The organism is Ruegeria sp. N10 (assembly GCF_056531545.1).
In genome coordinates this window covers 339,638-354,640 of sequence record NZ_JBQFLY010000002.1, presented here as the reverse complement: position 1 = coordinate 354,640, position 15,003 = coordinate 339,638, and the positions used below count along the sequence as shown (strand labels likewise).

General features: G+C 57.8%; 14 protein-coding genes. 8 read left to right on the top strand and 6 right to left on the bottom strand.

The annotated features are described in order from the left end of the window. The first annotated feature begins 160 nt into the window (after positions 1-160). Both ACR0JI_RS05045 and ACR0JI_RS05040 read left to right on the top strand, forming a co-directional pair. Entirely contained in the window at positions 161-748 is a 588-nt protein-coding gene (locus ACR0JI_RS05045; RefSeq protein ID WP_480475561.1) for a uracil-DNA glycosylase family protein, read from the top strand. Continuing rightward, positions 741-1,529 carry an SseB family protein gene (locus ACR0JI_RS05040; protein ID WP_480475563.1) on the top strand — a complete coding sequence of 263 codons (789 nt, stop codon included), beginning with the start codon at positions 741-743 and terminating at the stop codon, positions 1,527-1,529. Before ACR0JI_RS05045 ends, ACR0JI_RS05040 begins: the two co-directional genes overlap by 8 nt. Before the next feature lie 59 nt (positions 1,530-1,588). Here the strand turns inward: ACR0JI_RS05040 and yghU are convergent, their stop codons facing one another. Then, a complete protein-coding gene (gene yghU, locus ACR0JI_RS05035; protein ID WP_480475565.1) occupies positions 1,589-2,467 on the bottom strand; it encodes a glutathione-dependent disulfide-bond oxidoreductase in 879 nt (292 codons plus the stop codon). Positions 2,468-2,715: 248 nt separating this feature from the next. Here yghU and ACR0JI_RS05030 point away from each other — a divergent pair, with 248 nt between their 5' ends. Then, positions 2,716-3,234: a YHS domain-containing (seleno)protein gene (locus ACR0JI_RS05030; protein WP_480475567.1), complete on the top strand. Its 519-nt coding sequence runs from the start codon at positions 2,716-2,718 to the stop codon at positions 3,232-3,234. Positions 3,235-3,283: 49 nt separating this feature from the next. Here the strand turns inward: ACR0JI_RS05030 and ACR0JI_RS05025 are convergent, their stop codons facing one another. Both ACR0JI_RS05025 and metF read right to left on the bottom strand, forming a co-directional pair. Beyond that, a complete protein-coding gene (locus ACR0JI_RS05025) occupies positions 3,284-3,949 on the bottom strand; it encodes a DnaJ domain-containing protein (protein WP_480493651.1) in 666 nt (221 codons plus the stop codon). A gap of 229 nt (positions 3,950-4,178) precedes the next feature. Next, entirely contained in the window at positions 4,179-5,045 is an 867-nt protein-coding gene (metF, locus tag ACR0JI_RS05020; RefSeq protein ID WP_480475571.1) for a methylenetetrahydrofolate reductase [NAD(P)H], read from the bottom strand. Positions 5,046-5,139: 94 nt separating this feature from the next. Between metF and ACR0JI_RS05015 the strand changes: the two genes are divergently transcribed. Both ACR0JI_RS05015 and ACR0JI_RS05010 read left to right on the top strand, forming a co-directional pair. Beyond that, positions 5,140-6,045: a LysR family transcriptional regulator gene (locus tag ACR0JI_RS05015; protein ID WP_480475573.1), complete on the top strand. Its 906-nt coding sequence runs from the start codon at positions 5,140-5,142 to the stop codon at positions 6,043-6,045. Between the two features lie 98 nt (positions 6,046-6,143). Beyond that, a complete protein-coding gene (locus ACR0JI_RS05010; protein ID WP_480475575.1) occupies positions 6,144-6,929 on the top strand; it encodes an inositol monophosphatase family protein in 786 nt (261 codons plus the stop codon). 18 nt (positions 6,930-6,947) lie between these two features. Here ACR0JI_RS05010 and ACR0JI_RS05005 read toward each other — a convergent pair whose 3' ends face one another. Next, positions 6,948-7,691: a rhomboid family intramembrane serine protease gene (locus ACR0JI_RS05005; protein ID WP_480493652.1), complete on the bottom strand. Its 744-nt coding sequence runs from the start codon at positions 7,689-7,691 to the stop codon at positions 6,948-6,950. 42 nt (positions 7,692-7,733) lie between these two features. After that, complete coding sequence (gene putA / locus ACR0JI_RS05000; RefSeq protein WP_480493653.1) at positions 7,734-11,132, bottom strand: bifunctional proline dehydrogenase/L-glutamate gamma-semialdehyde dehydrogenase PutA; 3,399 nt, start codon at positions 11,130-11,132, stop codon at positions 7,734-7,736. Between the two features lie 108 nt (positions 11,133-11,240). Between putA and ACR0JI_RS04995 the strand changes: the two genes are divergently transcribed. The 3 genes from ACR0JI_RS04995 (at position 11,241) to ACR0JI_RS04985 (ending at position 13,029) form a co-directional block, all read left to right on the top strand. After that, positions 11,241-11,723 carry an Lrp/AsnC family transcriptional regulator gene (locus tag ACR0JI_RS04995; RefSeq protein ID WP_480475581.1) on the top strand — a complete coding sequence of 161 codons (483 nt, stop codon included), beginning with the start codon at positions 11,241-11,243 and terminating at the stop codon, positions 11,721-11,723. Positions 11,724-11,753: 30 nt separating this feature from the next. Further along, positions 11,754-12,320, top strand: coding sequence for a tetratricopeptide repeat protein (locus ACR0JI_RS04990; protein ID WP_480493654.1), 567 nt, complete (start codon positions 11,754-11,756; stop codon positions 12,318-12,320). Positions 12,321-12,759: 439 nt separating this feature from the next. Then, complete coding sequence (locus ACR0JI_RS04985; RefSeq protein ID WP_480493655.1) at positions 12,760-13,029, top strand: hypothetical protein; 270 nt, start codon at positions 12,760-12,762, stop codon at positions 13,027-13,029. Positions 13,030-13,036: 7 nt separating this feature from the next. Here the strand turns inward: ACR0JI_RS04985 and ACR0JI_RS04980 are convergent, their stop codons facing one another. Continuing rightward, entirely contained in the window at positions 13,037-14,740 is a 1,704-nt protein-coding gene (locus ACR0JI_RS04980; protein ID WP_480493656.1) for a SulP family inorganic anion transporter, read from the bottom strand. Positions 14,741-15,003 lie beyond the last annotated feature (263 nt).

Here is a 15,003-nt window from a genome sequence, read left to right as displayed (position 1 = left end):
GTCGAATTACGAAACAAATGTTCAATGCGTTGCTGCCAAACCCGCAAACAACTGATCGGTTGTCGGCAATTCCGCTGCACTTCTGGTAATCTGCCGCACCTTTATTATGTGGTTTCACACCTGATCTTTGCAAAACAGCTTTGGGAGGTTACGCAACCAGATGGAAAATCTAGATGGCGAAATCCGCGCGTGCCGCCTGTGCGCTGCGTCCTTTACGCAAACCAAAACTGCTCATGAACCCCGCCCGGTGGTTTGGTTTCGGCGCGGAACACCCATCCTGATCGCAGGGCAGGCACCGGGTGCGCGCGTGCACGAGTCGGGGCAGCCCTTTACTGACCCGTCAGGCGACAGGCTGCGCCACTGGCTTGGGGTCAATGAACCTGTTTTTTATGATCGTGACCTCGTGTCGATTGTGCCCATGGCATTCTGTTTCCCCGGCTATGATGCCCGCGGTGCGGACCTTCCTCCGCCCGTGATATGCGGCAATACCTGGCATGACAGGGTGATGCAGGAACTGGGGCAGGTGCCGTTGACGGTGTTGGTCGGCGGTCATGCGCATAAATATCATCTGGGCGCGCGCGGGTCGGTGACAGATACCGTTCGGAACTGGCAGGACCATGCGCCGCGGGTCTTTGCCTTGCCTCATCCGTCCTGGCGGAATACGGCATGGGTAAAGAAAAACCCGTGGTTCGAGGCAGAACTGCTGCCGGTTCTGCGCGCGCGGGTTCAAGAGGTGCTGAATGACTGAAACCACAGCGTTGGACACGGCGCATGCCACGATGCTGGCAGATCCGCAGAACGATGCCACCCGTCTGCGGTTTTTTGAACGGCTTGCAGATAGCGAGCTGTTTTTGATGCTGACCGAGGAAGCGGTGGGCGAAAACATCTCGCCCGAAGTGTTCGATGTGGCCGATGGGCGCTTTGTGTTGGCTTTCGACCGCGAGGAACGATTGGCGCGGTTTGCCGGGCGGCCCGTGCCTTATGTTGCGCTGTCGGGGCGCGTGTTGTCGGGGATGCTGGCGGGTCAGGGTATCGGGCTGGGCCTGAACCTGGAAACTGCTCCATCATCCATGCTGGTGCCTGCCGAGGCCTTGGGCTGGCTGGCCGAAACGTTGCAGCTTGGCCCGGAAGAGGTCGAGGAAAAGCTGGCCGAGTTCATGCCTCCCGCCGGTTTGCCGGACAGCCTGTTGACCGCCCTTGATGCAAAGCTGGCAACTGCTGGCGGGCTTGCCAGTGCAGCCTATCTGGTCGCCACGAAATCCGAGGCGGGCGCTCAGGGTCATTTGCTGGGGTTTGTCGGTGCAATCGAAGGGGCCGAGCCCGCCCTGGCCAAAGCAGCTTCGGAGGCGCTGACGTTTTCCGGGATCGAGGCGGGGGCGATGGATGTCGGGTTCTTTGCCACAGATGACGTCGCTGCCGCGCTGTTGGCGAAGACCGGGCTTCGCTTTGACCTGCCCGAACCGCAGGTTGCAGATCTGGTGCGCGAGGTTCCGGGCAGCAATCCCGCGAAACCGCCAATTCTGAAATAACGACCAAAACGCAAACACGCGGCGCATGTTGCGCCGCGTGCCACCAGGATGGGACGCTGCTATTCCGCAGCAGCGTCCAGTTTGTCCTGCGTACGTGTTTCGAAATCGCTGGCGTCGTGACGCTCGTGAAGCTGTGTGTGCGGCTCGCCAAAGGCGCGGTTGACCATACGGCCACGCTGAACCGCAGGCCGCGCGTCTATCGCCTTGGCCCAGCGCACCACGTTCTTGTAGGATTCTGCGTCAAGGAACTCTGCCGCGCTATACAGTCGGCCCAGAACCAGTTGACCGTACCACGGCCAGATCGCCATGTCGGCAATGGTATATTCCTCGCCCGCGATATAGGTCTTGTTCGCCAGTTCCCTGTCCAGAACGTCCAACTGGCGTTTTGCCTCCATCGCAAAGCGGTTGATCGGGTATTCCCACTTTTCAGGCGCGTAAGCGTAGAAATGGCCAAACCCGCCACCCAGATAAGGGGCGCTGCCCATTTGCCAGAATATCCAGTTCATGACTTCGGTCCGTTCCGGCCCGGACGCGGGCAGAAACTCTCCGAACTTCTCAGCCAGATGAAACAGGATTGAGGCACTTTCAAACACCCGAACCGGCTTGTCGCCAGAGCGATCCCAAAGGGCCGGAATTTTCGAGTTTGGGTTGGCCTCGACAAACCCTGAACCGAACTGGTCGCCATCGCCGATGTTGATCAGCCAGGCGTTGTATTCAGCGCCTTCGTGACCCAATGCCAGCAACTCTTCCAGCATTACCGTGACTTTGACACCGTTGGGCGTGGCAAGGGAATACAACTGCAATGGGTGACGTCCAACCGGCAAGTCCTTGTCATAGGTTGCGCCGGCAATAGGTCGGTTAATGTTGGCGAACTGTCCGCCACTTTCACTATCCCATGTCCAGACTGCTGGTGGGGTATACGAAGATTGGTCGCTCATTTCTTGCCTTTCATGCCTTTGTCCGGGCCGCGTTCGGTGCAGTCTTACAGGTAGTGTTGCAATCCGCCGAGTCCAACCCAGCTTTTCCGGCATAATTTGTAATAATCCGCGACCAAACTCTCACGTTTGCTCGAGAGGGGTCACAGCGGCGCGAGGAGGGCTACGAACAGAATGGGAATCGCATATTGTTTTGCCAGACCTGCCATCACGGCGTCACCGATACCGCTGGAACGAAAAGGATAAACTACATGAAACGCTTTGCTTTGACCTTTGCTGCGGCCATGGCCCTGGCCGTTCCGGCATTTGCCGGGCCGCAATATATTGACGGCACAGGGTTTGCCGTCTCGGGGTATGATGTTGTCGCCTATCGCAACCTGGATCAGGTACCGGTAGGTCAGCCACAGCACGAAGGCGTGCGTGGCAATGCCAGCATTACTGCCGAATACAATGGTGCAACCTGGGCATTCTCGTCCGAGGAAAACCGCGACAAATTTCTGGAAAACCCGGCCTATTATGCGCCGCAATATGATGGGCACTGCGCCTATGGCGTGTCGCGCGGTGGCAAGGTTCCGGCAAACCCGAACTTGTGGCGGATCGTTGACGACAAGCTGTATCTCAACATCACGGATGTGGTCGTCGGGTTCTTCGAAGAAGACATTCCGGGCAACATCAACCTTGCTGAAGGCAACTGGCCGGGTATCGAGCCGTCTGACGCCTCGACCAGCGTGATCCCGAAATTTACCTCGGAAGGTCCGGTGAAAAACTGACCCGGCCAAAATTGCACAAAGCCCGGCTTACCCAGCCGGGCTTTTTCGTTCAGCCAGCAAGCCAGAACTGATCCCGTATCGTCTGGTCGGCGTCAAACCGGATCCTGACGCTCTTGGCACCCGGAAATTTGCGTTCGCGGATCGTATCGGGAATGACAACCTCCCCGGCGCCCGTGTCGCTGGACTGAAAGCTCAGGATTTCCGCTGTGGTGTGCCGCGCACTGGTCAGAACGGTCGTTGGCAAAGCCACACGATTTGCGCCCTGATTGACCGGAGTCGTGACAAAGTAAGTCAGGTGCCGCCCATAGCATCCGACCGCGTCGGGAACATGGTCAGCAACATCGCTGCCGCATTTGGGTTGAATACCAGTCTGACTGTTCATATGCGACAGCGCCTGCCCGGGATTCAGCATCGCCTCGCATGCGGCAATATCCTCCTGCGGAAGCTCGATGATTCGTTTCTTCAACCGTGCCCGACGTGGTTGTGGCGGGCCAGCAGCGGCACCGCCCTTTGTCGCCAGCCCTTCTTTGCGCAGAAAATCATAGGCTGCCTTGGCGCGTGAAAACCCGGAACTGTCGCCTTCCTTGTGATCAGGATGCGTGTGAAAGGCGATGTGACGCCACGCCTCTCGTATTTCACTGGAATTGGCAGACGGGTTCAGGCCCAGATCTGCCAGGGCATCCGTGCGTGCCCTGACCTTATCGACAGGTTCCATACTCAAAACACTCATTAAAAACTACACACCCCTAGTGTTGCCGAGGGCATGGTTTTGTCAAATTTCACTGTTGATTGAGAGGGAAGCTGACAACAATCGCGATGCGAAGAATCCATTGTTCCGCAAAGGCGTGAATTCACGGATGTAACTGTGATACAGGTCACGCACAAGAAAAGGAAAACGCCCGGACAAGTTAGTAACCCGGGCGAATCATTGGATTTTTCAGTTGTCAGGCGACGTTTTGAAGATCGACCTGCGGCGTGATCCCAAGGGCAAAGCACACATCGCGCGTCAATTCCGGGCGGTTCAGGGTATAGAAATGCAGCTTGTCCACGCCACCTTCGATCAGGTCCGAGCACAACTCGGTGCAGATCGCAGTTGCCAGCAGATCCTCACGCCCGTCGCGCACGGCCTTTTCAAAGGCTTGTTCGACCCAATCGGGAATATGTGTGCCACAGCTTTTGGCGAACTTGCGCGCACCTGCCCAGTTTTCTATCGGCAGAATGCCCGGAACGATCGGTTTATTGATACCTGCCTTGGCGCAGGCATCACGGAAACGAAAGAAGGTTTCGGCCTCGAAAAAGAATTGCGTCAGCGCTTCGTCAGCGCCCGCGTCAAGTTTGGCCTTCAGCCAATCCACGTCTGCTGACATGTCGGCGGCTTCAGGGTGCTTGTCAGGATAAGCCCCGACACGGATGCTGAACATTTCGGTTTCAGCCAGCGCCTCAATCAACTCAATCGAACTGTTAAAGCCTTCGGGGTGCGGTACGAACCGATCATGCCCTTTTGGCGGGTCGCCCCGCAGGGCCACGATGTCCTGCACGCCCGCACGTGCGAATGTGTCGGCGATCTCCAGCGTTTCCTGCCGCGAAGCGTCAACACAGGTCAGATGCGCAGCGACGTTCAAACCAGAGGATTTATGCAGGGTTGCGACCGCGTCGCGCGTCAGTTCCCGGGTCGTACCGCCTGCACCGTAGGTGACGGAAACAAAACGGGGCTCCAGCGGTGCCAATGTCTGGACCGTATCCCAAAGGCGGAAAGAAGCCTCCAGAGTTTTGGGCGGAAAGAACTCGAATGAAATTTCGGGTTTGGACATGGCTGCCTCACTGGATCAACTGACTATCTTGTGCCATGACAGGCATTGTGAGACAAACTCATATTATTCAACAACAACATGAACGATACTTGAGATGCACATTGAATTCCGGCACCTGCGAACCATCAAGGCGATCCATGAATGTGGTGGGTTGGCACGCGCTGCCGACCAATTGAACATCACCCAATCCGCATTGAGTCATCAGGTCAAAGGGTTGGAGGATCAGGCCGGGGTCGAGCTGTTTCTGCGACGTTCAAAGCCGATGAAGCTGTCAGCCGCCGGTTTGCGTCTGCTGCGGTTGGCCGAGCAGATCCTGCCGCAGGTCGAGGCGGCACAGAATGAGTTTTCATCGCTGCGGGACGGGCGTACCGGACGGATGCATATCGCCATCGAATGTCACGCGTGTTTCGAATGGCTGTTTCCGGTTCTCGAATCCTTCAGGAAATCCTGGGGCGATGTGGATGTAGATATTCGACCCGGTCTGGCCTTCGACGCCCTTCCAGCCTTGCAGAAGGAAGAGGTTGATCTGGTGGTCTCATCCGATCCCGAAGATCTGCCGGGTGTCGAGTTTGTGGAACTGTTTGACTACAACCCCGTCTTTGTCGCTGCATCAGCCCATCCACTGGCGGAAAAAGCCTATATCGAGGCTGAGGATTTCCGAGGCCAGACCCTGATCACCTACCCGGTGGAACGCACACGTCTGGATGTGTTCAGCCAATTGTTGATCCCTGCACGGGTCGAACCTGCCTCGATCAGGCAGGTGGAACTGACAGCTGTGATCCTGCTTCTGGTGGCATCAAACCGAGGCATCTCGGTTCTGCCGGATTGGGTCGTGCGCGAGGTCAAATACAACTCGGACTATGTGACCCGGCCCCTGACCAAAGAGGGGATCACGCGTCGCCTTTACGCAGCGGTCCGATCAGATGATCTGGATAAACCCTACGTGCAGGAACTGGTGAAACTGGCCCGCGAAGAGGCGCACAAGCTGCAATCCCGGTAGAGGCGTTTTCTGCGGGTCTGTTATGCGTATCATTCCTCTTGGCAAGGAAGCCTTGCGGCAGTATACGCGCGGTTTGACCGGACAGGAGCCCTTTTACAATGGTTGGCAGTGCAAATCTCAACATCATGATCAAGGCCGCGCGCAAGGCGGGGCGTTCTTTGGTCAAGGACTTTCGTGAAGTCGAGAATCTGCAGGTGTCGATGAAAGGCGCGGGCGACTTTGTCTCCAAGGCCGACATCGCGGCCGAGGCCATCCTGAAGGACGAATTGCTGGGCGCACGCCCGACCTATGGCTGGCTGGCCGAAGAGGGCGGTTCCATCGACGGAGAAGACCCGACCCGCCGCTGGATCGTCGATCCGCTGGACGGCACCACCAATTTTCTACATGGCCTGCCGCATTGGGCAATTTCGATTGCACTGGAACATAAGGGCAAGATCGTTGCTGGCGTGATCTATGATGCTGCCAAGGATGAGATGTTCTTTGCTGAAAAAGGCGAAGGTGCGTGGATGAACGACACCCGAATTCGTGTGTCGGGGCGTCACCGCATGATTGAATCGATCTTTGCAACCGGCCTGCCCTTTGGGGGTCGTTCTGACCTGCCTGCAACCCTGCAGGATCTGGCGCGTCTGATGCCCGCTTGCGCCGGTGTGCGCCGTTGGGGTGCTGCGGCGCTTGACATGGCATATGTGGCCGCGGGTCGGTACGAAGGTTTCTGGGAACGCCGCCTGAACGCGTGGGATGTTGCCGCCGGTATCATCATCGTGAAAGAGGCGGGCGGCTTCGTACAGGCCCTGAACCTCGAGGGCAACGCGCTAGAAGATGGTGAAGTGATCTGTTCGAATGAACCGATCTTTGATCAATTCGCCAAAGTCATCCGGGGCTGATCGCCTCTTAGCCCAGCTTTATCGACGCGGAACGCGCGGAATACGTGACTGCGACAGCTTGTACGTTGCCTCTGGGTGGGGCGGGTGCCCGTGCGTGCGGTTCCAAAACTGCACGCCACCGCGCCGCAGCCACAATGGCACGCATAGGAGCAGGCCCACGGCAAACCCGCCGGTATGGGCCCAATAGGCGATACCGCCTTCGTCCGGGTTGCTGGTGACGCTGCCAAAGAACTGAATCGCCAGCCATACGCCCAGCATGATGAAAGCGGGGATGGTAAAGACCCTGAAATAGACAACCAGGATCAGCAGAATATCCACACGCGCCTTGGGAAACAGCAGCAGGTATCCACCCATGACACCTGCAATCGCGCCCGAGGCGCCGACGGTAGGCACCTGAGAGTCCGGCCCTGTAACCACATGGATCAGACCTGCGCCGATACCTGCGACCAGATAGAACAGCAAAAAGGGCAGATGGCCCATTTCATCTTCCAGATTGTCGCCGAATATCCATAAGAACAGCATGTTCCCGGCCAGATGCATCCATCCCCCATGCAGGAACATGGATGTCACAAGGGTTTCCAGACCAACCCCATCACTGACCCGCGCCGGGATGATGGCATAGTCGAAGAACAGCCGGTTGATAAGTGGCGCATCATTCATGATCCCCACATAGCTGAGGAAGATCAGGATGTTGGCCGCCAATAAGGCGTAGACAACATAAGGCGTGCGCCCTGAGGGGTTATGGTCGCGGATCGGAAACATGAGGTGACGCTGGGCTTTTGCGCGCCCAGCGTCAAGGCAAGCTTATGCCGCACCTCCCAACAACGCAGCGTTTCCACCGGCTGCGGTCGTATCGACACACACATGGCGTTCACCCAGCACACGCGCGCGGTCGGGTCTGCCCGGAATCAGGGGCACAATGGGACCGTTCCGGCGGGCCAGGTGCTGTTCGATCTGCTGCGCGGTTTCAGCGTCGCCCCACCAAAGGACACCCGAGATACCGGTCAGGTTCTCCAACCGGTGAAGGTCAAGCATTCCGGTTGCCTGAATGGCCGTGCCACCCAGCGCCAGTACGGCGTCAGCCTGCGCGCGCGCTGCCGTTTCCCCCGGCCCCATGCACAGAAGAGGCGGGCGGGGATATTCGCTCAGCCGGTTCGATTCTCCGGTTGGGCCGGGCAGAGAACGGGTCCGGATTGGGGCAGGCTGGCCCTGAGGAGCAGGTAGGTCTCCCAAATGCTCCCAGGTTTCTGTCGTGGTTTGCCGATCCGGTGCACAGAACCGGGCCATGTAATTCGGGCCGCCCGCCTTCGGACCGGTGCCTGACAGCCCTTCACCGCCAAAAGGTTGGGAGCCAACGATGGCACCGATCTGATTGCGGTTTACATAGATGTTTCCGGCATGGATAGCTTCGGTCACATGCTGCACCCGGTCGTCGATCCGGGTTTGCAGGCCAAAGGTCAGCCCGTATCCGGTTGCGTTGATATCCGCGATGACCTTGTCGATCTCCTGCGCTTTGAATCTTACCACGTGCAACACGGGGCCAAAAATCTCACGCTTCAGCGCGGCAATGCCCGAGATTTCGATCAACGTTGGGGCAACAAAGATGCCTTCGGGCGGCAGCGGCAGCTCTTTCAGAACGCGTCCTTCGGCCCGTGCCGTAGCGACGTGATCGGCGATGACCTGCCGGGCCTGCGCGTCGATCACCGGGCCGCAATCGGTAGAGATCAGCCAGGGGTCCCCGATGCGCAGGGCATCCATTGCCCCTTTGAGCATGGTCAGCACGTCATCTGCGATATCCTGTTGCAGGTACAGGCATCGCAGTGCCGAACACCGCTGGCCTGCGGATTGAAAGGCACTTTCAATGATCGATTGCACAGCCTGTTCCGGAAGTGCAGTGCTGTCAACGATCATGGCGTTCAGGCCGCCGGTTTCCGCGATCAGCGGGGTGCCGGGGCGCATGGACCCAGCCATTGCCGACCGTATCCTGAGAGCGGTTGCCGTTGAACCGGTGAAGGCCACGCCCGAGACGCGCGCATCCGATGTCAGCGCCGCGCCCACGGCCGGACCACCCGGCAGCAATTGCAGCGCGTCGCGCGGCACACCAGCCTCATGCAGCAATTGAATGGCGCGGTGCGCGATCAGGGGTGTCTGCGGCGCAGGCTTGGCCAAAACGGCGTTCCCGGTCGCCAAAGCAGCCGAAATCTGCCCGGAAAAAATCGCCAGCGGGAAGTTCCACGGGCTGATGCAGGTAAATATGCCAGCGGGCTCGGCATCAGGAATGTTGGCGGCGTAGTAACGCAGGAAATCCACCGCCTCACGCAGTTCCGCCACCGCGTCGGGCAGCGACTTGCCAGCCTCACGCGCCAGCAGGGCGAACAACTCGCCGTAATGTGTTTCATAAAGATCGGCGGCAGAGTTCAGGATACGGGCACGTTCGACTGCCGGGGCCTGCCATGGCTTTGCCGAAGCCAGCGCCAGTTCCACATCTGCTTCACTCGCCGGAGCCACCGCGCCCGGCTTGTCGGGAGGATTCGCCGGGTTGATTACCTGCTCATCCGCCTGGGGTTTGGCAGCGTCAGCCAGCAAGGGCCGTGCATACCAGTGATACGCGCGGAACTGGTCCCGCGCTGCGTCAACCTTGTCCAGCGTCGGGGTGTGGTGCAGATCGAAGCCCTTGGAATTGGGGCGATCCGGCTGGAACAGTTCGGGGCCGGTGGGCAGCGGGGGCGGAGGCGTTTGAACAGTAACAAACGGATCTGCGGCAACCACTTCCGGCGGGACGTTATCGTCGACAATCTGGTTGACGAAGGATGAGTTCGCTCCGTTTTCCAGCAAACGCCGCACAAGGTAGGCCAGCAGGTCACGATGCGCGCCAACCGGTGCATAAATGCGGCAGCGGGTCTTCTGCCTGTTCATCACAAGCTGATGCAATGTCTCGCCCATGCCATGCAGGCGCTGGAATTCAAAAGGCTGACCTTCGGCCATGTGCAGGATGGCGCTGACTGTATGGGCGTTGTGGGTGGCGAATTGCGGATAGATCCGGTCTGTCATGCCCAGCAATTTGCGCGCATTGGCGATATAGGACACATCGGTGACCGCCTTGTGGGTGAAGACGGGAAAGCCGTCCACACCTTCGACCTGCGCGCGTTTGATCTCGGTATCCCAATAGGCGCCTTTGACCAGACGGACCATCAGCTTGCGATCGTGGCGTTCCGCCATGTCATAGAGCGTGTCCAGAACCAGCGACGCGCGTGGCCCATAAGCCTGAACCACGATGCCGAACCCATCCCAGCCGGCCAGCGCCGGATCGGACATCACCGCCTCAATCACCTGCAGTGACAAAGACAGGCGATCCGCCTCTTCGGCGTCGACGTTTAGCCCCATGCCAGCGGCCTTGGCCAAAAGGGCCAGCGCCCGCAGTCGGGGAACCAGTTCATCCATCACGCGCTTTTCCTGCGCCAGTTCATAACGGGGATGCAGGGCTGACAACTTGACTGAAATTCCCGGGTTGGCGCGGATATCCTCATGGGTGCAGGCTTCGGCGATGACCGAGATGGCGCGTGAATACGACAGGTGATATCGCGCGGCGTCCGCCTCGGTTCGCGCGGCCTCTCCCAGCATGTCGTAGGAGTAGGTATATCCCTTGTTTTCCATCCCGCGCGCACGCTCCATCGCGGCGTTGATGGACTCACCTAACACGAATTGCCGCCCCATTTCCTTCATCGCACGCGACACGGCGGTACGGATCACCGGTTCACCCAATCGCTTGATGGCCCCGCGCAGGGCGCCAACAGGCGAGGCCTTGCCTTCGTCCAGAACCTTGCCCGTCAGCATCAGCGCCCAGGTTGAGGCGTTCACCAAGGATGAAGACGAGTGCCCAAGATGCTTGCCCCAGTCCGAAGGGGCAATTTTGTCTTCAATCAACGCGTCAATCGTGTCGGCATCCGGCACGCGCAACAGCGCTTCGGCCAGGCACATCAGGGCGACGCCTTCGTCGGTGGACAGGCCGTATTCGGCAAGAAACACCTCCATCAACCCCGGAGACGTGCTGGAGCGGATGTCGCGCACAAGCTGCGCGGCGGCGGCGCTGATGGCGCTGCGGTCTGTGGCGCTCAGGCTGGCCTGAGAGATCAGGGTTTCAAGGATCGCCGACTGGTCAGCATAGGTTGAGGTGTCGATTAATGTACGCAGGGTATGAGACATGAGTCCTCCGGTCTTTGTGCCAATATACCTGCGAAAACTCAGGACAATCGCCTGAGTTTACGATAATTGAAGGCGGAACACCTGAAATTTCGCCAGAGAGCAGCGCAAATGAACTTTCCTGACCTGGACCGGTTTGACCGGTCGATTCTGAGAATTCTGGCCGAGGATGGGCGCATTTCGGTCGCCGATCTTGCGCGCGAAATTGGTCTGTCGAAATCACCGACACAGGCGCGCCTGAAACGGCTTGAAGCAAGCGGGGTGATCAAAGGATACCGGGCGATGCTGGATCCGATCAGACTGGGGCTGGACCACGTTGCCTTTGTCGAAGTGCGCCTGACCGATACCCGCGAAAAGGCACTGGCCGAGTTCAATGCGGCTGTCCGAAAAACTGCCGAGGTCGAGCAAGCCCATATGATTGCTTCGAATTTCGACTATTTGTTGAAGGTCCGCACAGCCACGATGTCAGAGTATCGTCGTGTTCTGGCCGAAAAGATTTCATCCATGCCGCATGTCGCCAGCACCTCGACCTTTGTGGCGATGGAGGCGGTTAAGGAAGCCGGCAGTTTGGGTGGGTTCGAGCATCAGGCTTGACGGATCAGGATTACGAGCCATCCTTGGTACATGACACATGCTTTCCTCTTTGCTCTTTCTGTTGTTGCCTTGTCTTGTGCGGCGCACGCCCAGTCCTGCCCTGATGCTCCGGATCATTCAGAAGGTGTGGATGCGCTAATCAATCAGGTTCGGAAGGCAGAATCGCAAAGTGATGCGCGCGCCATTTCCAACCAGATGTGGGAGCTTTGGACGGACGCGCCGGATGCGCGTGCGCAAGGCTTGCTGGACCGGGGAATGGCACGGCGGGAGGCTTGGGATTTACTGGGCGCGTTGGAAGAGCTTGACCAGCTTGTCGATTACTGCCCGAACTACGCCGAAGGCTACAATCAGCGTGCGTTTGTGAACTATCTCAGACAAGACTTCGCTGCTGCCTTGCAGGATCTGAATGTCACGATCGAGTTGTCGCCGAACCACATAGGTGCGCTGAGCGGTCGCGCCTTGTCATTGTTGGGTCTGAAGCGCCTTGACGACGCGCGCGCTGCCCTTGCCGAGGCACTAGAACTTAACCCATGGCTGTCAGAGCGGGCATTGTTAGAACCCGGCGGTCTTTTGGAACCGCCCGGTCAAGATATTTGACGCCGGGTTTTCGAAAGAACCGCAAGGGAAACCTAACCTTTTTGCGGGCAAACTGGTTGTGTTGGACCCCTTCGGAGTTGTTCACTGGCTATCCAGTGGTATGGGTTCTGACTGGCGTGGGCGTGGCTTTTTGTGGACTGGCCCATCTTTTGGATAACAACCTGATGCTTTGGACAGGGTTGGAGAGCACCTTTACCGGGCTCGATTATCTGATCCTCGGCACGGTGGTGTTCTCTTATGTTCTGCCAGTGCTGGATGGCGACGAGTTTATCGAACATGTGGTGCGGTCTACCGGCTTTCTGCAAACGGCACCGTTTTTTTCATCATGTTCACCGTTTTCCTGTAAGCCTGCGTCGCAGCCGACACGATCGTCATCATGCAGGCCGCAAATACCGGATTGGCCGAAGGGTAGACACCGCCCGGAAATTATGACCGCGAGGTGGTTCTGATCAAGACGTGCCAGATTGGCAGGTTGGTGTCGCTGAATGGCGGAGAACAGATCGTCAAAAAAGGGGCTAACCCGAGGGCGCTGAAGGCGGCAATGCTGGCCCTGTTTGACGAGTGCGGTGCGGAATATCCTGCCGAACACTATGTGGGGCACATGTACAAAGCCAAACCCGATTTGGCGGCGCATTACAAATGCTGCGATCCGACCAACTCTTTCAATCCGGGGAACGGGAAGATGTCCAGGGCGCGAAGCTACAGGTGATTAACGGTCACATGGGATTTGGGCGCGTGTGATAGGCATCCAGCAGGGCTTTGCCGTTTTCATAAAACGCAGTTTCACCAATCAGTTCTGTGATGCCGTAGCGATCCAGCTCGGCTTTCACATCTGGCTCGACCAGCGTGAAAACCAGCCGTATCCTCTTGGATCGCAGGAAATTGGCGATACTGCACAAAGTGAACCCGGCTGTGAAATCGACAACGTCAATTGCCGAGGCGTCGATGCAGAACCATGTCAGTTTGCCGTCTGCGTTCTGAACGATTGTTGTCACTTCCTCGGTGAAAATCTGCATGTTCGCGTAGTACATACCGTGTGAAAACCGGTAGATTACCAGACCGGGTTCGAACTGGTTTGGCGCTTCCAATCCCTTTGAACGCCAGCCACCGGACTCGGTGCGCAATACTACCGAATTCTTTGGGTGATATCCCCTGCGCGTGTGGTCGACCAGAGACAAGACCATGGCAAAAATGACGCCTTGCTCGACCCCAACCAGAACGACCACGGTGGCAGTTGCCGTGGCAACCCAGAACTCGGACCGGGCCTGCCTGTAAATTGTTGCCATTCCGTGCAGGTCGATCAGCTTGAGACCGATCAGGAAAACGATGGCCGACAGTGCTGCTGTGGGAAGATAGGCTAAAGGCTTGGTCAGAAACAGGATAACCAACAGAACTATTACCACTGTTGTCAGCTGCGCTACCTGGCTGCGCCCTCCGGCGCTGGCGACCATCTCAGTCTTTGTGGGGCTGCCATTGACCACAAATGTTCCCATGAATGCAGCCCCGAAATTTGCAAGACCCAGTCCGATCAGGTCCGTGTTTTCGTTGAATGTCTCATCATATCTTGAGGCGTATGCCCGCGATGTGGCGGCGCTTTGTGCCAGAATGACAACGAAGATGGACAGGGCCGTGGGAAGCAGTTGTTTGAACAAGGTCCAGCTCCACTGCACGTCCGGGATCGAGAAGGAGGGCAAACCGCCGGCAACCTCTCCCAACACCGAGATTCCGGAAGTGCCGAATGAAAAGGCCCAACTGCACAGGACTACCCCGACTATGGCAACCAATGGCCCCGGGATTTTGCGCGACAGTCTTGTGCATCCTAGGACAATGCCCAACACGGCTGATGAGACGATCACGGTTGGCCAGTTGATGTTGGATATGTTGAAATAAACGTCCTTCAATCTCGCAAGTGTTCCGTGCCCAGCGGATTCGATGCCCAACAATCCGGGGATTTGACCTGTCGCAACCTGAATGCCAACGCCGGTCAGAAAGCCGACCAATACCGTTCTGGACAGGAAATCGGCCAGAAACCCTAGTCCTATGACACGCGCACCTATCAAAAGCATGGCAGCCATAAGTGCCAGCAAGGACGCAAGTGCCAGATACTCGGAGGTTCCGGACACCGCCAAGCCCGCCAGCCCCGAGGCGGTGATGGCTGCAGTCGCCGAATCGGCACCGACAACAAGGTGTCGGGACGAGCCGAACAGCGCAAACAGAGCCATGGGAATCAGGATTGTATACAGCCCGGACATGACCGGAGTGCCGGCGATTTTGGTGTAACCCATGACTTCGGGGATCGCGAGACAGGCAAAACTCAGACCAGCCAGCATTTCCGCCGGAAGGCGCGCACAGTCAAAAGGCAGAATGCCCTGCAGGATTTGCAAATGCGCCGCTCTCTGATTTCTGGCCTGTTTTTCCATGGGTTACCCTATACCCATTCAACCAGCGAACCGAATGTTCGAACCGTCGGGCTATCTTACAGGCAAATTATCACAGGTAAATTGTGTGGTCTGACGTGCGTCTTTTTCCAGTTTTTCAGTTATTTTCGCCGAACTACGGGAATCCCCCAATTTCGCAAACTGCCGATCGGGGGTACACATGACTTACCGTACTTACCACACACAAACACGGTATATACTTTCCCCGATGAGGGGCTGGTCACACCCCCTCGACCGGCCCCTCT